This window comes from Amycolatopsis sp. NPDC104819, assembly GCF_055583145.1.
Genome location: NZ_JBVJON010000004.1, coordinates 177,065 through 195,742 on the forward strand (window position 1 = coordinate 177,065; position 18,678 = coordinate 195,742).

21 protein-coding genes are annotated in these 18,678 nt (G+C 72.2%); 13 read left to right on the plus strand and 8 right to left on the minus strand.

The features are described from left to right. Nucleotides 1-320 precede the first annotated feature (320 nt). Genes ACZ63E_RS13605 through ACZ63E_RS13620 form a run of 4 tightly spaced genes read left to right on the plus strand, consistent with a single transcriptional unit; the run spans nucleotide 321 to nucleotide 3,489 of the window. Nucleotides 321-986 (plus strand): response regulator transcription factor, encoded by a 666-nt coding sequence (locus ACZ63E_RS13605; RefSeq protein WP_465336243.1) that lies wholly within the window; start codon nucleotides 321-323, stop codon nucleotides 984-986. Then, nucleotides 979-2,331 carry a sensor histidine kinase gene (locus tag ACZ63E_RS13610; RefSeq protein ID WP_465336244.1) on the plus strand — a complete coding sequence of 451 codons (1,353 nt, stop codon included), beginning with the start codon at nucleotides 979-981 and terminating at the stop codon, nucleotides 2,329-2,331. The genes ACZ63E_RS13605 and ACZ63E_RS13610 overlap by 8 nt, the downstream gene beginning before the upstream one ends. Nucleotides 2,332-2,376: 45 nt before the next feature. Continuing rightward, nucleotides 2,377-2,541, plus strand: coding sequence for a hypothetical protein (locus tag ACZ63E_RS13615; protein WP_465336245.1), 165 nt, complete (start codon nucleotides 2,377-2,379; stop codon nucleotides 2,539-2,541). A gap of 9 nt (nucleotides 2,542-2,550) precedes the next feature. Beyond that, complete coding sequence (locus ACZ63E_RS13620) at nucleotides 2,551-3,489, plus strand: acyltransferase family protein (protein ID WP_465336246.1); 939 nt, start codon at nucleotides 2,551-2,553, stop codon at nucleotides 3,487-3,489. Between the two features lies 1 nt (nucleotide 3,490). Here ACZ63E_RS13620 and ald read toward each other — a convergent pair whose 3' ends face one another. Further along, nucleotides 3,491-4,606, minus strand: coding sequence for an alanine dehydrogenase (gene ald / locus ACZ63E_RS13625; protein WP_465336247.1), 1,116 nt, complete (start codon nucleotides 4,604-4,606; stop codon nucleotides 3,491-3,493). A gap of 172 nt (nucleotides 4,607-4,778) precedes the next feature. Between ald and ACZ63E_RS13630 the strand changes: the two genes are divergently transcribed. Beyond that, entirely contained in the window at nucleotides 4,779-5,717 is a 939-nt protein-coding gene (locus tag ACZ63E_RS13630; RefSeq protein ID WP_465336248.1) for a zinc-binding dehydrogenase, read from the plus strand. Between the two features lies 1 nt (nucleotide 5,718). Here the strand turns inward: ACZ63E_RS13630 and ACZ63E_RS13635 are convergent, their stop codons facing one another. Further along, the gene (locus ACZ63E_RS13635; protein WP_465336249.1) at nucleotides 5,719-6,324 is read right to left on the minus strand and encodes a GNAT family N-acetyltransferase; all 606 of its coding nucleotides are present in this window, start codon (nucleotides 6,322-6,324) and stop codon (nucleotides 5,719-5,721) included. Between the two features lie 36 nt (nucleotides 6,325-6,360). Beyond that, entirely contained in the window at nucleotides 6,361-7,917 is a 1,557-nt protein-coding gene (locus ACZ63E_RS13640; protein ID WP_465336250.1) for a PucR family transcriptional regulator, read from the minus strand. A gap of 50 nt (nucleotides 7,918-7,967) precedes the next feature. On the opposite strand from ACZ63E_RS13640, the gene ACZ63E_RS13645 reads away from it, so the two are divergent. The 3 genes from ACZ63E_RS13645 (at nucleotide 7,968) to ACZ63E_RS13655 (ending at nucleotide 9,239) form a co-directional block, all read left to right on the plus strand. Continuing rightward, nucleotides 7,968-8,588 (plus strand): class I SAM-dependent methyltransferase, encoded by a 621-nt coding sequence (locus tag ACZ63E_RS13645; RefSeq protein WP_465336251.1) that lies wholly within the window; start codon nucleotides 7,968-7,970, stop codon nucleotides 8,586-8,588. Between the two features lie 5 nt (nucleotides 8,589-8,593). After that, entirely contained in the window at nucleotides 8,594-8,800 is a 207-nt protein-coding gene (locus ACZ63E_RS13650; RefSeq protein WP_465336252.1) for a hypothetical protein, read from the plus strand. A gap of 259 nt (nucleotides 8,801-9,059) precedes the next feature. Next, nucleotides 9,060-9,239 carry a hypothetical protein gene (locus ACZ63E_RS13655; RefSeq protein WP_465336712.1) on the plus strand — a complete coding sequence of 60 codons (180 nt, stop codon included), beginning with the start codon at nucleotides 9,060-9,062 and terminating at the stop codon, nucleotides 9,237-9,239. A 5-nt stretch (nucleotides 9,240-9,244) separates the two neighbouring features. On the opposite strand, the gene rdmE is transcribed toward ACZ63E_RS13655, so the two are convergent. Beyond that, entirely contained in the window at nucleotides 9,245-10,801 is a 1,557-nt protein-coding gene (rdmE, locus tag ACZ63E_RS13660; RefSeq protein ID WP_465336253.1) for an aklavinone 12-hydroxylase RdmE, read from the minus strand. 150 nt (nucleotides 10,802-10,951) lie between these two features. Between rdmE and ACZ63E_RS13665 the strand changes: the two genes are divergently transcribed. The 3 genes from ACZ63E_RS13665 (at nucleotide 10,952) to ACZ63E_RS13675 (ending at nucleotide 14,116) form a co-directional block, all read left to right on the plus strand. Beyond that, on the plus strand, nucleotides 10,952-12,262 hold the full coding sequence (locus tag ACZ63E_RS13665) for a bifunctional o-acetylhomoserine/o-acetylserine sulfhydrylase (RefSeq protein WP_465336254.1): 1,311 nt from the start codon (nucleotides 10,952-10,954) through the stop codon (nucleotides 12,260-12,262). Then, on the plus strand, nucleotides 12,259-13,374 hold the full coding sequence (gene metX, locus ACZ63E_RS13670; protein WP_465336255.1) for a homoserine O-acetyltransferase MetX: 1,116 nt from the start codon (nucleotides 12,259-12,261) through the stop codon (nucleotides 13,372-13,374). The genes ACZ63E_RS13665 and metX overlap by 4 nt, the downstream gene beginning before the upstream one ends. A 76-nt stretch (nucleotides 13,375-13,450) precedes the next feature. Further along, a complete protein-coding gene (locus ACZ63E_RS13675; protein ID WP_465336256.1) occupies nucleotides 13,451-14,116 on the plus strand; it encodes a DUF2306 domain-containing protein in 666 nt (221 codons plus the stop codon). Here the strand turns inward: ACZ63E_RS13675 and ACZ63E_RS13680 are convergent. Further along, nucleotides 14,044-14,262, minus strand: a complete 219-nt coding sequence (locus ACZ63E_RS13680; protein ID WP_465336257.1) for a hypothetical protein — start codon at nucleotides 14,260-14,262, stop codon at nucleotides 14,044-14,046. The two genes, ACZ63E_RS13675 and ACZ63E_RS13680, sit on opposite strands and share 73 nt — an antisense overlap. A gap of 13 nt (nucleotides 14,263-14,275) precedes the next feature. Continuing rightward, on the minus strand, nucleotides 14,276-15,154 hold the full coding sequence (locus ACZ63E_RS13685; protein WP_465336258.1) for an AurF N-oxygenase family protein: 879 nt from the start codon (nucleotides 15,152-15,154) through the stop codon (nucleotides 14,276-14,278). 79 nt (nucleotides 15,155-15,233) lie between these two features. Between ACZ63E_RS13685 and ACZ63E_RS13690 the strand changes: the two genes are divergently transcribed. After that, complete coding sequence (locus ACZ63E_RS13690) at nucleotides 15,234-15,863, plus strand: TetR/AcrR family transcriptional regulator (protein ID WP_465312819.1); 630 nt, start codon at nucleotides 15,234-15,236, stop codon at nucleotides 15,861-15,863. On the opposite strand, the gene ACZ63E_RS13695 is transcribed toward ACZ63E_RS13690, so the two are convergent. Together ACZ63E_RS13695 and ACZ63E_RS13700 are read right to left on the minus strand one after the other, a co-directional pair. Continuing rightward, nucleotides 15,860-16,357 (minus strand): hypothetical protein, encoded by a 498-nt coding sequence (locus tag ACZ63E_RS13695; RefSeq protein ID WP_364728160.1) that lies wholly within the window; start codon nucleotides 16,355-16,357, stop codon nucleotides 15,860-15,862. The genes ACZ63E_RS13690 and ACZ63E_RS13695 overlap by 4 nt on opposite strands. A gap of 46 nt (nucleotides 16,358-16,403) precedes the next feature. Next, entirely contained in the window at nucleotides 16,404-16,994 is a 591-nt protein-coding gene (locus ACZ63E_RS13700; protein WP_465336259.1) for an SACE_7040 family transcriptional regulator, read from the minus strand. A 139-nt stretch (nucleotides 16,995-17,133) separates the two neighbouring features. On the opposite strand from ACZ63E_RS13700, the gene ACZ63E_RS13705 reads away from it, so the two are divergent. Further along, nucleotides 17,134-18,576 carry a hypothetical protein gene (locus tag ACZ63E_RS13705; protein ID WP_465336260.1) on the plus strand — a complete coding sequence of 481 codons (1,443 nt, stop codon included), beginning with the start codon at nucleotides 17,134-17,136 and terminating at the stop codon, nucleotides 18,574-18,576. Nucleotides 18,577-18,678 lie beyond the last annotated feature (102 nt).

Here is an 18,678-nt window from a genome sequence, read left to right on the forward strand (position 1 = left end):
GTCATCCTGCCCTACCCGCGCCGCCCGCGCGCAGGGAACGCTCGAACCGGTGGAGAGCGACTTTCGTCACGTTCCGCGACCGGTCCGTGGCGGCGCCGGAAGCGGTGCCGGGGCCGTGACCTGAGGATTCAAGGACGGGTGCGGTGACCGGGGTGGACCGGCCCGGCAAAAAATTCATTCGACTTGCCGACCCGGTGGCGCAAACCCGGCCGAAGCCCTCTAAGCTAGTAACCGGCGGCCCGCTCCCAATGACCCCCAGGTTGGTTGAGCGGGTCGCCCTTTCATGTCCGGCCCTCCGCCTCGTGTGCGATCGTGGCTCGATGCGGATCTTGCTCGTCGAGGATGAGCGGCGGCTGGCCGAGGCGCTGCGGGCCGGGCTGAGCGCCGAGGGGTATGCCGTCGACGTCGCCCACAACGGGCGGGACGCCCTCTGGTACGCCGGGGAACACCCCTACTCCGCGATCATCCTCGACATCATGCTGCCGGGCCTGAACGGCTACCGCGTCTGCCGCCGGCTGCGCGACCAGGGCGACAGCACCCCCATCCTGATGCTCACCGCCAAGGACGGCGAGGACGACGAGATCGAGGCCCTCGACACCGGCGCCGACGACTTCCTCCCCAAGCCCTTCTCCTACGGCGTCCTCCTTTCCCGGCTGCGCGCGCTCATCCGCCGGGGCGGCGCCACCCGGGCGGGGGTCCTCAAACTGGGTGATCTCGAGCTCGACCAGGCCGGCCGGACCTGCCGCCGCGGCGCCGCCGACGTCACCCTCACCGGCAAGGAGTTCGCCCTCCTCGCCTACCTCATGCACCGCCCCGGCCAGGTGGTCACCAAGGCGGAGCTGCTCGACAACCTCTGGGACTTCGCCACCTCCGCGACCGCCAACCTCGTCGAGGTCCACGTCAGCGCGCTGCGCCGGAAGCTCGGGAGCGAGACCATCCGGACCGTCCGCGGCGCGGGGTACCTCGTGGTGGCTTCCGGTGCGTAGGTTCTTCCGCTCGACCCGCTTCCGGGTGGCGTTGACGGCGTTCGCCGCCTCCGCCGTCGCGCTCGGTGCGGTGTCCGTGTGGTTCGTGCTCCAGGCGGAGGGCCGCCTCCGCAACGCCGCCACGCAGCTGGCCGACGCCCACGCCGACGCGGTCGTCCAGCTCCTGAACACCGGCGCCCGGCCCGCCGACCTGCCGCTGCTCGTCCGCGACTCGATCTACGAGGTCACCGACCGCACGGGCAAGCGCGTCGCGGCCTGCCCGGCTTTGCTTGACGCGACATTGGCCGCCTACGACGCCGACGTCACGCTCCCGCCGTCCGGGTTCGACCGCGCCGGCCGGGACTCCGTCCCGTGCGCGCCCGAGCTGGCCGACCTCGACGAGGACCTCGTCCTGCACGTCGTCCACGCCGACAGCGGCGACAGCGCGTACGACGTCTACGCCGGCGTCGCGATCGATCCCGAGGGCCAGGCCGCCGTCGACTCCGTCCGGACCGTTTTGACGGCCGGCGTCCCCGCGGTCGCGCTGCTGATCGGCGTGATCGCGTGGCTCGCCGTCCGCCGGTCGCTGCGGCCGGTCGAGGCCATCCGCGGCGAGGTCGCCGAGATCGGCGCGCACGACCTGAGCCGCCGGGTGCCGGCCCCGCGCAGCGGCGACGAGATCGCGCGCCTCGCCGGGACGATGAACACCATGCTCGCGCGGCTCGACGAGGCCGTGACGCGCCAGAGCCGGTTCACCTCCGACGCGTCGCACGAGCTGCGCACCCCGCTCGCGTCGCTGCGGACGCAGCTCGAGGTCCTGCTGGCCCACCCCGACCGGCTCGACTGGCGGCAGTCCTGCGAGAACGCGCTGCTCGACGTCACGCGGCTGCAGGACCTCGTCGCCGACCTGGTGCTGCTCGGCAAGCTGGACCACGCGGGCCCGGACCGGCTCGAGCCGGTGGCACTGTCCGAAGTGGTCGAAGGGGCCGCCGCCGGCCGGGCGGAGATCGAGGTCGCCGGGACGCCGGTGGTGCACGGTCACCGGTCGCGCCTGGAACGGCTCGTCCGCAACCTCGTCGACAACGCCGAACGGCACGCCGTCTCCCGGGTGGCCGTCACGCTGTCCACTGTGGACGGCCAAGCCGTGCTGACGGTCACCGACGACGGACCCGGCATCCCGGCCGAAGACCGCGAGCGCGTCTTCGACCGCTTCGTCCGCCTCGACGACGCCCGCGCCCGAGACGAGGGCGGTTCGGGCCTCGGCCTCGCGATCGTCGCGGACATCGCCCGCGCGCACGGCGGCACGGCGTTGGTCGAAGGGGGCAGCCGGTTCGTCGTCCGGCTCCCGGAGCTGAAGACGTCTTAAGCTCGCTTCAGGTCCGGTTCAGCGTCCGCGGCCGACGCTGCGCTCATGATCAATCGTCCCTGGTGGCGGCCGCTCGGCCACGCCGAGTACCTGGCGTCGTCGTGGTTCCCCGGCCTCACCGGCCTGCGCGCACTCGCCGCGCTCGCCGTCGTCTTCTTCCACTACGGCGGCCCGGTCGTCGACCGGCTGCAGGGGTGGATCGCCGTGTAGCTGTTCTTCGTGCTGTCCGGTTTCCTCATCACCACCCTGGCGCTGCGCGAAGAAGACCGCACCGGCGGCATCTCCCTGCGCGACTTCTACGTCCGACGCGTCTTCCGGATCATGCCGGTGTACTTCCTGCTGCTCGGCCTGACGGCGCTGGCGGTGACGTTAACCGGCGTTTACCAGAGCAGCCGGCTCGCCGACGCGATGCCGTTCTACCTGACCTTCCTCAACGAGGTCGTCGACTTCAACACGCCGTACCCGACGTCGTGGTCGCTCGGGGTGGAGGAGAAGTTCTACCTCGTCTGGCCCGCTCTGCTCGTGCTGACGGCGCGCACCGGCAAGACCGCGCTGCGCCTGCTGATCGGCGCCAGCGCGCTGGGCGTCGTGCTCGGGGTGCTGCCGCTCGCGCCCGCACATCAGTGGGCGAGCCTGTCGGTGCACTACGGCTCGCTGGTCGTCGGCTGCCTGCTCGCGCTGGCGCTGCACCACCCGCGCGGGTTCGCGGTGCTGCGGCCGCTGACCAGCCCGGCCGCGGCGGCCGGCGTGGCGCTCGGCTTCTGCGTGCTGCAGCTCTCGGTCAAGCCGCTCGGGCAGTCCTTCGGCGGCCACTGGCAGTTTGTCGTCCCGGTGTACGCGGGAGGATCGGCGTTGCTGCTAGTGGCGGCGATCTCGCAGGGCCCGGTCCGGCGGTTGCTCGCGAGCCGTCCGCTGAAGTTCGTCGGCGACCGGTCCTACGCGCTCTACCTCGCGCAAACCGGCGCGGCGGGCGTGACCGGGCTCCTGCTGCCGACGGGGCTCGGCAAGGCCGTCGCGACTTCCGCCGTCGCGCTGCTCTTCGCGTGCGGTCTGCGGAGGTGGGTCGAGCTGCCCGCCATCGCGTATGGACGCCGTCTGCTGCGGAAAGGGGAGCGGGCCCCTGCCGGAGAACGACAGGGGCCCGCTCGGGTGAGGTAGGTCAGGCGAGGACGGTGTCCAGCGGCGTGTGCGGCAGGTCGTGCGCGACCGCGACCGGGCCGTTGGTCAGGGCGCCGGCGTGGGTGTTGAGGCCCTTGGCCAGCGCGGCGTCGGCCTGCAGCGCGGCCTTCCAGCCGTGCTCGGCCAGCTGCACCGCGTAGGGCAGCGTGACGTTCGTGAGGCCGTAGGTCGACGTCCGGGGCACCGCGCCCGGCATGTTCGCGACGCAGTAGAAGACGGACTCGTGCACGGTGTAGGTCGGGTCGTCGTGCGTGGTCGGGCGCGAGTCGGCGAAGCAGCCGCCCTGGTCGATCGCGATGTCGACGAGCACACTGCCGGGCTTCATGCGGGCGACGAGCTCGTTCGAGACCAGCTTCGGCGCCTTCGCGCCCGGCACCAGCACCGCGCCGACGACCATGTCGGCCTGCAGCACGGACTCCTCGACCGACAGCCGGTTCGACGTCACCGTGCGGATGCGGCCGCCGAAGTCGTTGTCGATCTGGCGGAGGCGGTCGACGTTCGTGTCGAGGATCTCGACGTCCGAGCCGAGGCCCAGCGCGACGCGGGCGGCGTTCAGGCCGGCGACTCCGCCGCCGATGACGACGACGCGCGCCGGGTGCACGCCGGGGATGCCGCCGGGCAGGACACCGCGCCCGCCGCTCGGCTTCATCAGCGAGAACGCGCCGACCTGCGGGGCCAGCCGGCCCGCGACCTCGGACATCGGGGCGAGCAGCGGCAGCGCGCCACTGGCGGTCTGGACCGTCTCGTAGGCGATCGCGGTGGTGCCCGCGGCCAGCAGCGCGTCGGTCAGCGGCCGGTCGGCGGCGATGTGCAGGTAGGTGAAGAGGACCTGGTCGGCGCGCAGCCGGGGGTACTCCTCGGCGATCGGCTCCTTGACCTTGAGCACCAGCTCGCCCTCGGCCCAGGTCTCGTCGGCGGTGGCGAGGATCTTCGCGCCGGCGGCGACGTACTCCTCGTCGGTGATGGACGAGCCCACCCCGGCGCCGGTCTCGACGAAGACGTCGTGCCCGCGGCCGACCAGCTCGTGCACCCCGGCCGGGGTCAGCGCGACCCGGTACTCGTGCTTCTTGATTTCACGGGGAACGGCGATACGCACGGTCGGCCTCCTGGGTCGGTCTGCGTCCGGATTCGGTGCGGTGGTGCCACTCACGGTGAACCACCCGGACGGCGGTGTCATCGTGCTGAGCGAACATTTCTTTGCCGTATTCATGGTTCTGTGCGGACAAGGCCGTTGACTTCGACCGCGCTGGAGGTTGCAGCGTGCAGGCATGAGAGCTGTGTGGTTGCGGGAGTTCGGCGGGCCGGAAGCGCTGGAGCCGGGGGACGCGCCGGACCCGGTCCCCGGGCCCGGCCAGGTGCTGGTGGAGGTGACGTTCGCGAACATCACGTTCGTCGAGACCCAGACGCGCGCCGGGACGGGACCGTTCCGTCCGGTGTTGCCGGTCGTCCCCGGCAACGGCGTCGGCGGCGTGATCAGCTCCGTCGGCCCGGGGGCGGACCCGGAGCTGGCGGGGCAGCGGGTGGTCACCTCGACCGGCGGCTCCGGCGGGTACGCGCAGCGCGTCGCGGTGGACGCGGCGGCGGTCTTCCCGGTGCCCGACGCGCTCGCGCTCGACGTGGCGGTGGCGGTGCTCGCGGACGGCCGCACCGCGACTGGACTGGTGCACACGACCAGGGTGCGCCCCGGCGATCGTGTCCTGGTCGAAGCGGCGGCGGGCGGCGTCGGCAGCCTGCTGGTGCAGCTCGCGAAAGCGGCGGGCGCCGAGGTGGTCGGCGCCGCGGGAGGTCCGGCGAAGCTGGCGCAGGTGCGCGAGCTCGGCGCGGACGTCGCCGTCGACTACCACAGCCCGGACTGGACGGCGGGCATCGGCGAGCTCGACGTCGTCTTCGACGGCGTAGGCGGCGCGATCGGCACGGCGGCGTTCGGCCTGCTGCGCCGCGGCGGCCGGATGGCGATGTACGGCCTCGCGGGCGGCGCGTGGGCCGACGTGCCCGAAGAGGAAGCCGCGGCCCGCGGAGTTTCCCTGGTCCGCTCGCTCGGCGGGCCGGCGGAGATGCGCGCGTTCACGGAGTCGGCGCTGGCGGAGGCCGCGGCAGGCCGGCTGACGCCGGTGATCGGCCAGCGCTTCCCGCTCGAAAAGGCGGCCGACGCCCACGCGGCCATCGAGTCCCGCACCGCGCTGGGGAAAACGCTGCTGGTCGTGTGAGCTAGCCGGTCGGGTGGGTCAGGTAGACGCGGTCCGCGGCGGCGGTCTCGACCGGCTGCCAACCGAGCTTCTCGTAGAAGCGCAGGGCGCCGGCGTTCTCGGGGTTGACGGCGAGGTGGCACGACTTCGCCCCGGCCGCCGCGACCGAGGCGAGGAAGGTGTCGATCAGCGCCCGCCCGTGGCCCGCGCCGCGCTGCCCGGCGAGCAGGTTGACGTGCAGGTGTGCCGGGTGCGCCGCCAGCTCGGGCCGGAGCTGCCGCTCGGGGTGGAACATCGTGTCGAGCCGCCGCTCCTCTTCGGTGCGGGGCGGCCCCGGCGGCGGCTGGTAGCGCTCACGCAGTTTCGGCAGCCACTGCTCCTGGTAAGCGGCGACTAACTTCGCTGTGTCGGCCGTGCCGATCACGTACCCGGCCACGCGCCCGCCGTCGTCGAGCACGTAGGCGTGTTCCGGTTCGAGGAAGAGGTAGGGCCCGGCGGCGGTGTCGGGCACGAGGTCGTCGGTGCGGTACCGCCCGCGCACCCCGGCGCCGGCGGCCGCGGTGGCGACGCAGATGGCGTAGACGGCGGCCCGGTCGCGGTCGCGGTAGGGCCGGATCTCAGTGGTCAACGCGAGGCCTCCAGGGTCTTGATCACCACTGTGCCGTCAGCTCCAGCGCAGCGCCACCAGCTGCGTGAGCAGCGCCAGCCGGACGTCGGGGTCGTCGAGGTCCAGCGGCACCAGCTCCAGCAGCTTCCGCATCCGGTAGCGCAGGGTGTTGGGGTGGATTCGCAGCTCTCGCGCCGCCGCGCGCGGGTCGCCGGGATGCCGCAGCCACTCGTACAGCGTCTCGACGTAACCGGCCTTCGCTGCTTCGTCGTGCGCGCGCAGCATCCCCAGCGGGCCGAGCTCCGCGACCTTCGCCGCGGCGGCCGCCGTTGCGCCGCGGTGGAGCGTCAACGCCGTCCAGGCCTCGTCGAAGGTGATGACACGCTCGTCCAGGATCTCCGCGCGCAGCAGGCCGAGAGCTTCGTCGGCCTGCACACGGGACGCCGAGAGGTCCCCGATCTCGCCGGGCGCGCCTGCCGCGGCGCGCGGAGCTCCGCTACGACGAGACGGTCCCGTCGCGACGAGAGCGTCGCGCAGCTCCGCCCAGCCGCCGGGGCCCGGGCGGTCCGGGACCACGGCGTAGAGCAGCCCGCCGAGCTCGGTCGCCACCGGGCGGCGGCCGATGCCCTGGGAGATCCGTTCGAGCAGCGCGAGCCGCAGACCTTCCGCGTCGCGCCCGTCGCCGCCGGTGACCTCGATGACGACCACGCGGTGCGGCTCGTCGGACAGGTCCAGCTCGGCCATCGCTTTGCGCGGGTTCGCGCGGCCCTCGAGCACTCCGCGCAGCAGCTCTGCGGACGCGCGGCGCTGCGCGTCGGTGTGCGCGCGCCGGCGCAGCAGGTGCAGCGCGACGACGGGGGCGGCGTCGGCGAAGGCGGCCGCGCGCTCGTCGGACACCGGGCCGGCGACCACCGCCCACATCGAGCCGAGCAGCTCGCCGCCCATCCGGATCGGGACGATCAGCCGCGGCAGCGTGCCGTCGCGCTGGGCGGGCACGAAGATCGTCTGCCGGCCGCGCGACAGCTCCCGGAACACTCCGCGCGAGCGGAACCGCGCGAGCACGTCGTCGGGGATGCGCCGGCCCATGATCGTGGCGACGCGCGCCGGGTCGGTGAGGTCCTGGCGCGCGGAGTAGGCGAGCACGCGCGAGTTGGTGTCCTCGATGGTCACGGGCGCGTCGACGACGCTCGCGACCGCGTCGGCCAGCCGGAACAGGTCGCCCGAGCCGGGATCGAGGTCTTCGGACTCGTCGGCGAGCGCGTCGAGGACGGTCCGCAGCAGCCACACGAGCTGCGCCCAGGACGTCGCCGCGTGCACCTGGATCAGCGCGATCCCGCTGGCCTTCGCGGCCCGCTTCACGGCCGGCTTCCCGGCGACGGGCGGCTTGAGCAGCACCGCGGCGGCGCCCTGTCCGGCGCTCTGCTTCACCAGCTCGGCGGCGTCCTCGGGTCCGGTCGTGGCGACGCCGAGCACGAGGTCCCCGGCGGCCAGGGTGACGGCCCCGCCGGGCTCGGCGATGACCACGTCGGCGACCGCGGGCGAGTCGTCGGGCACCTGGAGCGCGTGGAGCAGCGTCGGCCCCACCCGGTCGACGACACTGCGTACCGACACCACGGCGTCATTCTCGCCGAGAAACCCCTGGACGGCTCGGTAGGGTCGAGCGCGTGACCGATGCGCGGGGGATCGTCGAATCCGGCTACGACAGCTCCGCGGAGCGCTACCTCGAGTGGAGCGCGCGGATCCCGGACGACGCACGGCTGCGGCTCCTCGGCGAACTGACCGACCGGCTCGCGGACGGCGCCGCGGTGCTCGACCTCGGTTGCGGAGCCGGTGTCCCGTGCACCGCGCTGCTCGCCGAGCGGCACGACGTCGTCGGTGTCGACTTGTCGGCGACGCAGCTCGCGCTCGCGCGGCGGAACGTCCCCGGCGCGCGGTTCGAGAAGGGCGACATGACCGGGGTGACCTTCCCGGACGCGAGCTTCGACGCCGTCACGGCGTTCTACTCGGTGCTGCACGTTCCGCGCGACGAGCAGGGCGCTTTGTTCGCGCGCATCTCCCGCTGGCTCCGGCCGGGCGGCTGGTTCCTCGCCGCGCTGGGCTGCAGCGAAAGCGACGGCGTCGAGGCCGACTGGCTCGGCACGCCGATGTTCTTCAGCAGCTACGCGCCCGAGGTTAACCGCCGTTTACTTGCCGCAGCGGGCTTCACCTTGGTCGTCGACGAAGTCGTGACGATGCACGAGCCGGAGGGTGAAGCCACCTTCCACTGGGTGCTTGGGCGCCGTTAGACCTCGTGCGCTTTGCGCGCGTCGATGTCCTCCGGGGTGTACTGCTCGCGCCGGAGAAGACTGCCCGGCGGACGAGGTCGTCCGGGTACGCGGTCTCCAGCGTCAGCAGCAGCGTGGTGCCGCCGATCGTCGACGGCCAGCTCCTCGAACAGCACGGTGCCGTCCGGCAGTACCGTGCGAACAGCTCCACCGCGCCGAACGCCTTGGTGTAGAAGGAAAGCGTCGCGTCGACGTCGCACACGAACAGGTGCGGCACCAGGCCGAGCGGTCGGCTCACGCCGACTCCCGCAGGTTCGCGTCGTCGGCCGCGGCCACCAGGCGACGCAGGAGCGAAGCGGCTTCGCGACCGGCCGGGGTTAACCGGTAATAACGTCGTCGGGAGTCCTCGCCCGGGAGCTCCTCGGCCAGGCCGTCGGCGTCGAAGACCAGGCGCGCGCCAAGGCGTTCTGGTCCGAGACGGTCGGCTTCGCGATCACGACCGACGTGCCCTACGACGACCAGGGCCGGCGCTGGGTCGAGGTCACCGCCCCCAACGGGACGATCCTCGTGCTCAGCGAAAGCCCCGAGGATCGTCGCCGGAGTGACGGCGAGCAGCTGCCGACGTCGAACTTCTTCGAAGGGAACCGCTTCGCGCTGCAGCAGCGCGACTGACGCAGCTAGCGCGACAAGACGGCGTTCAGGACCCGCCACAGCTCACCCGCGGGGTCCTCGACGGCCTCCCGGGCCCGCCAGGCCACGATGCCGTCCGGGCGCACGAGGGACGCGCCCCCTGCGGAAAGCCCGTATCGCGCGGCGAAGACGGCGTCGTCGACGACGTGGCAGTCGAGGCGGACGCCGGTCTCGGCCGCGATGTCGGCCGTGGCCCGCTCCCAGCCGCCATCAGTACAGAGCAGCGCCCACGAGTGCCCGAGCAGGTCCACAGTGGACGCCAGGCCGGGTGCGCGGAAGCCGGGACGGCCGGTCGGCGCGAGCACGTCCTCGACGCGCGCGCCGTCGTCCGGCTCCTCCGAGAGCACCGCCGTCGAGCGGTAGCGGAACGCGAGGATGGCCGCCAGGGCGTCCACCGGCTCGGTCAGCCCGGAGACGTCCAGGTCGGGGTGCATCCGCTGCTTCATGTTGTGCAGCGAGGTGTCGATGATCATCCGGGCGATCGGCTTCCGCTCGGCCTCGTAGGTGTCGAGCAGCGCCGGGCCCGCGTCGCCGCGCAGCACCGCCGCGAGCTTCCACGCGATGTCCGCGCCGTCGCCGACGGCCGTGTTGCCGCCCTGCCCGCCGGTCGGCGGGGTCACCTTCGCCGCGTCGCCGGCGAGGAAGACCCGGCCGGACCGGAACCGGTCGGCCAGCCGCGCGGCGATCTCCCAGGAGCCGACCCAGACGATCTCCGGCTCGAGCTCCGGCAGGTCGGTCGCCGCGCGGATCATCGAGACCAGCCGGTCGTGGCCGAAGTCCGCCGGGCTTTCGCCCTTTTCGGGGAAGTAGTCCGGCGCGAAGACGTACCGGTTCGGGACGTCGGTGTTGACCAGCCCGGCGGTGAAGTCGCCGTGCTGCAGGTAGAAGAGGTCGGTCACGCCGGCCTGGACGCGGTCGCCGAGGTCGGCGTCGAACACGACGCCGAGGCAGTGGCTCAGCGCGTCCATCCCGGTGGTCCCGATGCCGAGCCGGGCCCGGATGCCGCTGCGGCCGCCGTCGGCCGCGACGACGTAGTCGGCGCGCACCACCGTCTCCTCGCCGGAGTCGCGGTGCCGAAGGGTCGCGGTCACGCCGTCGTCGTCCTGGGCCAGGCCGGTGAGCTCGGTGCGGAACCGCACGCGCGCGCCGGCCTTCTCGGCGTGCGCCAGCAGGATCGGCTCGACGACGTCCTGCCCGGCCATCCCGGCGGGCATCGTCGTGGCGGCCGAGACGTCGAACTCGCTGCCGTCTTCCATCAGCCGGTGCAGGACGCGCCCGGCGAGGCTCGTCGCGACGGTGATCCGCAGCCCCTGTGACGCTCTCGGGCTCGCCGCCAGCACGTCGCGGTCGATTCCTGCCCAGTGGAACAGCTCCATCGTGCGCCAGTTCTGCCCGGCGGCCCGCGAGTGGACCGACGTTCCGGCGTGCCGTTCGACGGTCAGCACGTCCACTCCCTCCTGCGCCAGGAACAACGACGCCGACAGCCCGCCCAGCCCGGCCCCCACGACCAGGACCTGCACCCGCTCCACCATGACTACCTCCATGCCCGTGAATCTCCCTTGCTAAATATCTTAGATAAAGAGAGGTCTCGGAAGCAAGGGGCTAGGCTCTCAGGACGTGGGAACGGTTGGGTACCCCGTTCGGCGCAAGTAGCTTCGAGCCGAACGAACCCCTTGAGCCGCAAGGAGAAACCGATGAGCGCGGACGACACCTCGGCGTGGTCCTTCGAGACCAGGCAGATCCACGCGGGCGCCGCGCCGGATCCCACCACCGGAGCGCGGGCCACGCCGATCTACCAGACGACGTCGTACGTCTTCCGTGACACCCAGCACGGCGCCGACCTGTTCAGCCTCGCCGAGCCGGGCAACATCTACACGCGGATCATGAACCCGACCCAGGACGTGCTGGAACAGCGCGTCGCGGCGCTCGAAGGGGGTGTCGCGGCGCTGGCGTTCGCCTCCGGCTCCGCCGCGACCACGGCGGCGATCCTGAACCTCGCGGGCGCGGGTGACCACTTCGTGTCGAGCCAGTCGCTCTACGGCGGCACCTACAACCTCTTCCACTACACGCTGCCGAAGCTCGGCGTCGAGGTCACGTTCATCGACGACCAGGACGACCTCGAGCAGTGGCGCGCCGCTGTCCGGCCGAACACGAAGCTGTTCTTCGCCGAGACGCTGGCCAACCCGGGCAGCAACGTCCTCGACATCCGCGCCGTCGCCGACGCCGCGCACGAGGCCGGCGTCCCGCTGGTCGTCGACAACACCGTGCCGACGCCGTACCTGGTGCGCCCGATCGAGCACGGCGCCGACGTCGTCGTCCACTCGGCGACGAAGTACCTCGGCGGCCACGGCACCACGGTGGCCGGCGTGCTGGTCGACGGCGGCACGTTCGACTTCGGCAAGGACCCGGCGAAGTTCCCGGGCTTCACCGAGCCCGACCCGAGCTACCACGGCCTCAAGTACTGGGAGGCGCTCGGCCCGGGCGCGTACGCGGCGAAGGCGCGCGTGCAGATCCTGCGCGACACCGGCGCGGCGATCGCGCCGCTCAACAGCTTCCTGATCCTGCAGGGCATCGAGACGCTGTCGCTGCGCGTCGAGCGGCACGTGCAGAACGCGCAGGCGCTGGCCGAGTGGCTGGAGCAGCGTGACGAGGTCGAGAAGGTCTACTACGCCGGCCTGCCGTCCAGCCCGTTCTACTCCGCGGCGCAGAAGTACCTGCCGCGCGGCGCGGGCGCGGTCCTGTCGTTCGACCTGCGCGGCGGGGTCGAGGCGGGCCGGAAGTTCGTCGACGGCACCGAGCTGCACAGCCAGCTGGTGAACCTCGGCGACGTCCGCAGCCTGATCGTGCACCCGGCGTCGACCACCCACAGCCAGCTCTCGGCGGCGGAGCAGCTCGCCAGCGGCGTGACGCCGGGCCTGGTCCGGATCGCCGTCGGGCTCGAAGGCATCGAGGACCTCAAGGCCGACCTGGAGGCCGGATTCCGGGCGGCCAAGGCGGAACTGTGACGGGTGAGCCCGTCACCGGCGCCTGGCGGATCGGGGATCCGCCGGGCCGCCGGAAGTTCGTCACCGGCCCCGGCGCGCTCGCGCTGGAGGCCGGTGGCGTGCTGCCCGGCTTCACCCTCGCGTACGAAACCTGGGGGACGCTGAACTCCGACGCGTCCAACGCGGTCCTCGTCGAGCACGCCCTGACCGGCGACAGCCACGCGGCCGGGCCGGTCGAGCCGGGCCACCCCAGCGCGGGCTGGTGGGACGGGCTGATCGGGCCCGGGAAGGCGTTGGACACCAGCGAGCTCTTCGTGGTGGTGCCGAACGTGCTCGGCGGGTGCCAGGGGTCGACCGGGCCTTCGTCGGAGCTGGACGGCGAGCCGTGGGGGAGCCGGTTCCCGGTGGTGACCGTGCGGGACCAGGTGGCTTCGGAGGCCGTGCTGGCGGACGCGCTCGGCATCGAGCGCTGGGCGGCCGTCGTCGGCGGGTCGATGGGCGGCATGCGCGCGCTGGAGTGGGCGGTGACGCTGCCCGCGCGGGTGGCGTCGGTGCTGGTCCTGGCTTCGACGGCCCGGGCGTCGGCCGAGCAGATCGCGTGGGCGGCGCCGCAGCTGCACGCGATCCGCGGCGACCGGGACTTCCACGGCGGTGACTACTATTCGGCGGCTTCGGGGCCGGTGCGGGGGCTCGGGGTCGCGCGGCGGATCGCGCACGTCACCTACCGCAGCGAGCCGGAGCTGGCCCAGCGCTTCGGCCGGTCGTACCAGGGCGACGAAGACCCGTTGCGGGGCGGGCGGTTCGCCGTCGAGTCCTATTTGGACCATCACGCCGAGAAGCTGGCGGGCCGCTTCGACGCGAACAGCTACCTGGTGCTGACGGAGTCGATGAACACCCACGACGTCGGCCGCGACCGCGGCGGGGTGGCGGCCGCGCTGAGCCGCGTGACGGCCCGCGCGGTCATCGGCGGGGTGGACAGCGACTGGCTGTACCCGCTGTACCAGTCCGCGGAGATCGCGGCCGGGATTCCCGGAACGGCCGAGCCGTCGGTGGTTTCCTCGCCGTACGGCCACGACTCGTTCCTCATCGAGACGGCGCAGATCGCGGCGCTGGTGAAGACGCTCCTGAGCTAGTACGTCGGCGTGCGTACGGGCACGCGCCGCTCCCGGGCGGATACCCGCGCGGGTCCCGCCGCGGGATCGTGGCGGCATGCGGAAAGCCTGGCTGATGTTCGCCGTCGCGATCGGGTTCGGCGCGGTGCTCACCTACCCGTACCTGGGCCTCGACATCGAGGACAGCCGTCTCGCCGTGCGCGACGGCCTGCAGTACGCGGTCCTGGTGGCGCACATCTTCACGGCCGCGGTGGCGCTCGTGCTCGGCCCGCTGCAGTTCGTTCCGAAGGTGCGGGCTCGCCGGCGCGTCCACCGGACCATCGGCCGGGTCTACCTCTTCGCCGGGGTGTTGCCGTCGGCGCTGGCGACGATCCCGGTCGCGCTCTGGTCGGGCCGGCTCGTCACGCAGCTCGGCCTGACCACCGCGGGGGTGCTGTGGCTGGTCACCGGCGGCCTCGCGTACCGGGCGGCGCGCCGGCGTGACTTCGCCGCGCACCGGGCGTGGATGATGCGCAACTACGCGCTGACGTTCCTCGCCGTCACCTCACGCGTCCTCGTGCCGGTGCTCCTGCTGGCGCAGATCCCGTTCGGCGGCGTCGACCCGGAGAGCGCGGCCACGCTGATCCCGATCGGCCAGACGCTCGGCTGGGTCGTCAACCTGGTCGTCGTCGAGGTCCTGCTCCGGCGGCGTCAGCGGCCGGTGACCCGTTCTCCCCAGCGCACCAAGCCGTTCGCGACCCGGCGCGACGCGTCGGCGGCGTAGTCGCCGAGCCGCTCGGCGGCCTTGTCGGACAGCTTCGCGACCCGCCAGGCGACGTCGTCCGCCCGCTCTCCCGCTTCGTCGCCCACCGTGGTGATGCGGTCCGCGAGGCGGCCGGTTCTCGCGGCGAGCAGATCCTTGAGCGCCATGACTTCCCCTCCGCTAGAGCATTCCGGCGCGGCGCCACAGCACCGCGCTCGGGCCGCCGATCAGGTTGTTCTCCCGCAGGAAGCGCACGAGCTTCCGCGCGCCGAAGGCCAGCGTCTCCCGCCGGTGCGCGCTGCCCCGCGCGGCCGCGACCGCCGCGCCCGGGTCGATGCCGGCCCGCAGGTACTGCCGCGGCCGCGACAGCAGCCGGGACATCAGCAGCGCGCCGACGGCGACCACGATCCGCGCGAACTCCTTGCGCCACCAAGGCGCATCGGCCAGCTCGCGGACCAGGTCGTCCCGCGCGTACCGGACGTGCCGCGCCTCTTCGGTGACGTGGATCCGCATCACCGCGCGCACCACCGGCTGCACCGACTCGTCGTCGAGGTGCTCGCGCTGCAGCGCGTCGAAGATCTCCTCGCCGATCAGCGTCGCGACCCACATCGCCGGCCCGTGCAGGATGACCGGGAGCGCCTGCGCGGAGAGCTGCAGCCACCGGTTGTTGCAGTACGGGCGGCCGCCGACGCGCTCGATCAGCGTCGCGAACATCGTGGAGTGCCGGCATTCGTCGGCGATCTCGGTGAGCGCGTAGTGCACGTGCCGGGTGGTCGGGTCCTGGTGGTAGGACGCGCGCAGCAGCATCTGCATCAGGATGATCTCGAACCAGATCCCGACGCTGACGGTGTTCACCAGCTCCTGGCGCGACAGCTCGATCCGCTGCTCCCGCGTCAGCGTGTCCCACAAGGGTGTGCCGTACAGCGAAACCAGCCGCTCGGGGATGAAGAACTGGTCCTCGTTGAGCGGTGCGGCCCAGTGGACGTCGACGTCCGGGTCGTACGAGAGCCGCGCGCTCGACTTGAGCAGCCTCTCGGCCGTCGCTTCGCGATCACCCATCCGTGCCTCCCTGTGTCCTGAAACACTAGAACGCATGAAACAAGTTCCGTCAAGTTGTAAAGTCGCCTAGGGTTGGGTCATGCGCGACCTCCTGAAACACGCGCTCGAAGCCGAGCTGCCCGGCGACGAGACCGCGGAACGGATCATGGGCGCGGCGCTCACCCAGGCCGAGGACTTCGGGCTGCGCCGGTTCACCGTGGACGACGTCGCGCGCCGCGTCGGTCTTTCGCGGGTGACGATCTACCGCTACTTCCCCAAGAAGGACCAGCTGCTCAGCGCGTTGGTCCTGCGGGAGATGAAGCGGTTCCTGACGAAGGTCGACGCCGTGCTGGAGGCGCAGGCGACACCGGAGGAGAAGCTCATCGAGGGGTTGAGCTTCTCCCTGGTGTACCTGCGCGGCCACCGGCTGCTGAACCGGTTGCTGCGCACCGAGCCGGAGCTGATCCTGCCGCACCTGACCGTCCAGGCCGGCGGCCTGTTCGCGGCCGCACGCGAGCGCATCGCGGCGCACTTCCACGCGGAGATCGCGGCCGGGCGGCTCAGCCTGCCCGCGGAGGACATCGACGGGATGGCGGAGCTGCTGATCCGGGTCGTGGTCTCGCTGGTGCTGACGCCGGACACGGTGCTCCCGGTGGACGACGACGCCGGCCGCCGTCGTCTCGCCGAGCTCTACCTGGCGCCGATCGTGCGGTCGCTGCGGCCGGCCTAGTCCGAGACGGCTTCCGAGATCCAGGGGGCCACCGGCAGGTCGCGGTCCAGGCACTCCACCGACAGCCGGATCGTCCAGCGCAACGCCTGCAGCACGAGGCTGTCCACCTCGTCGGGCGCGGCGTTGGCGAGGGCGATCTCGACCTGCTCCTGCGCCGCCTCGGTGTTGCCGTGGACCTCCGCGAGGAGTGTCCGCACCGCGGTCCGCACCGGCGGGTCGGCCTGGTCGATCGAGACCTCTTCGCCGTCTTCGTCGAAGACCTGGACCTTGACCGGCGCGCTGCCGCCGTCGCCGAGGGTGGACACCATGGCGCTGCACTCGCCGAACAGCAGCAGCATCAGCGCCTTGGTCTCGTCCGCGCGGGCCTGCGGTTCGACGGCCGTCGGGGCGACCTCGACGAGGGCTTCGGCGTCGTCACCGACGCTCAGCGCGGTCAACGCGCGCTGGGCCTTCTCGACGAGCCGCTCGTTCCAGTCCGGGTCCACGTGCCCCATCAAACACCAGCGACGCCACTCGTGGGGATACCTTGATCCGGGTCGGTCATCCGGCCGCGCGGAGGGCACCCAGCGCGAGCCGGGAGAGCAGTTCCGCGAGTTCTGCGTCACCGAGATGGCGGTTGTACGGTGTCGAGTTGATCAACCCGAACACGGCGTGTGCCGCCGACCGCGCCTGCCGTTCTCCCAGTTCCGGCATGGCTTCGCGAATCGCGCGGACCCACACCTCGACGTACTGGCGCTGCAGCGCGCGCACCTGCTTGCGGTCGGCGTCGGTGAGGTTCGCGAGGTTGCGCTCCTGGACGGTGATCAGTGCCGGGTGCGCGAGCGCGAAGCCGACGTGGAACGCCACCAGCCCGGTCAGCGTGTCGTCCCGCGAGCCGGGCCGGTTCGCCCACGCCGTGCCGCCGTCGAGCAGGTAGCGGCTGATCGAGTTCAGCATCTCGCCGAGGATCGCGTCCTTGCTCCGGAAGTGCCGGTAGAGCGCCGGGCCGGAGATGCCGACCGCGGCGCCGATGTCGTCGATGCCGACACCGTGGAAGCCGTGGTGGGCGAACAGCTCGGCGGCCGCGGCCAGGATCTGTTCACGTCTGCTCGCCTTCTCGCCGTTCACGAGTGGCGTGGGGTTGGCCGGCATCTGGCCATATTAAGGCCGGAAGTTAGCGATCGCTAACTTCTCGCAGGTTGTGACGCTGGTCACGACCCGGTGTACCCGGAGTGGATCGCCGGTGGACCTCCCGGAGCGAAGCTGCGGGCCGGCACATCGGGAGGCGGTTGTGGAGAACGGTGACGGGGTCCGGCGCGCGGTGCTGTACACGCTGTCCGGCGGGTTCGTGTCGGTGGCATTCGCCCTGCTGGGGGCAGCGGCGGCGGAGGCGAAGACGATCCCGGACGGAGCATCCGGCGCCCCGGTGCCCAAGGACACCGCGCTGAAGGTGGCGAGCGCGGTCCCGGGCATGGGGGTCCTGAAGGCGGCGGACACGGCGCGGAAGGTGACGGAGTCCGCGGCGGCTCCGCCCAAGAAGAGCACACCGGTGAGGGACGCGGCTGCCAAGGCGGGCTCGTCGTCGAAGAAGGATTCGGCGAAGACGGATGCGGCGGTGCGGGCCGCGAGTGCGGTGCCGGGGATGGGTGCGTTGAAAGCCGTGGATGCGGCGCGGAAGGTGTCGTCGTCGGCGAAGGAGGGGCAGTCGGGTTCGTCGAAGTCGCGCTCGAAGAAGGACGTGGCGAAGAGAGACGCCGCGATTCGGGTGGCGAGCGCGGTGCCGGGGATGGGTGCGCTGAAAGCCGTCGACGCCGTGCGGAAGGTCGCGGACTCGGGTGGCGGCAAGTCGCCGGTGAGGAGTGCGCGTTCCGGCGATCCGACAGAGAAGGACGTACGTTCGGCTTTGGCCGCCGCCGGGGCGGTGCCGGGGATGCATTCGCTCAACGCCGTGCAGGCCGCGCGGAAGGTGGCGGAGAAGCCGGCGCAGCGGGACCGGACCGCGTTGGCGGCCGCGAGTGCTGTTCCCGGGCTCGGCGTGCTCAAGGTCGCCGGTGAGGCGGCCGCGCACGTGAAGAACCAGCGGACCGTCGTGCCCGCCCAACACCGTGTTCCCGGCACCGTCGCCGCCTTCAAGACCGATGACGGGTTGCCCCTGCCGCCGCCGTCGCCGATTCCGTTCACCCCCTTCTGCCACGGGCAAGAGGGCTGTGAACGCGGGCAGACCTGGTTCGCGCAGAAGATGCTGGAACTCGCCGACGCCGTGGACAAGTACGGCGTCCACGTCAACTCGGAAGGCGGCGACGCGGACGGCGAAATCACGCCGCCCGACCTGCCCAAGGGCAAGCTCCTCGGCGCCGAAGGGCACGCGGACTACGACCACGGCACCTGGTCCGCCGGCAACGGGGCCGTCGGCGGCGAGTACCACCTCGGGGTGAAGGGCGAGGGGACGGTCAGCGTGAGCAAGGAGCGGGTCGGCGCCGACGCCGAGGTCAAGGCCGGGCTCAGCGTCAGCCTCCCGGAGTACACCCTGCCGCTCGGGCCGGTCACGCTCAAGGCGTCGCCCGAAGCCTGGCTCGGGTTCGGCGCGAAAGCCGGAGCGGGCGTCGAGTTCGCCGACGACGGGAAGGTCCGGTTCAAGGCCAAGCAGGGGGCGGCGCCGGGGATCGGCGGCTCGCTGGGCTTGGAGGTCGAGGTCGACCCGAAGGCACTCGAGGACGAGCTCTTCGGGCACTGAACGAGGGGGTGGGCCGAAGGTGGGGAACTGCGTCGGGCGAGCCGCGATCGGGACGGCGAAGGCCGCCGTCGGCGCGAGGGTGACGGCCGTGCTCGCGCGCTC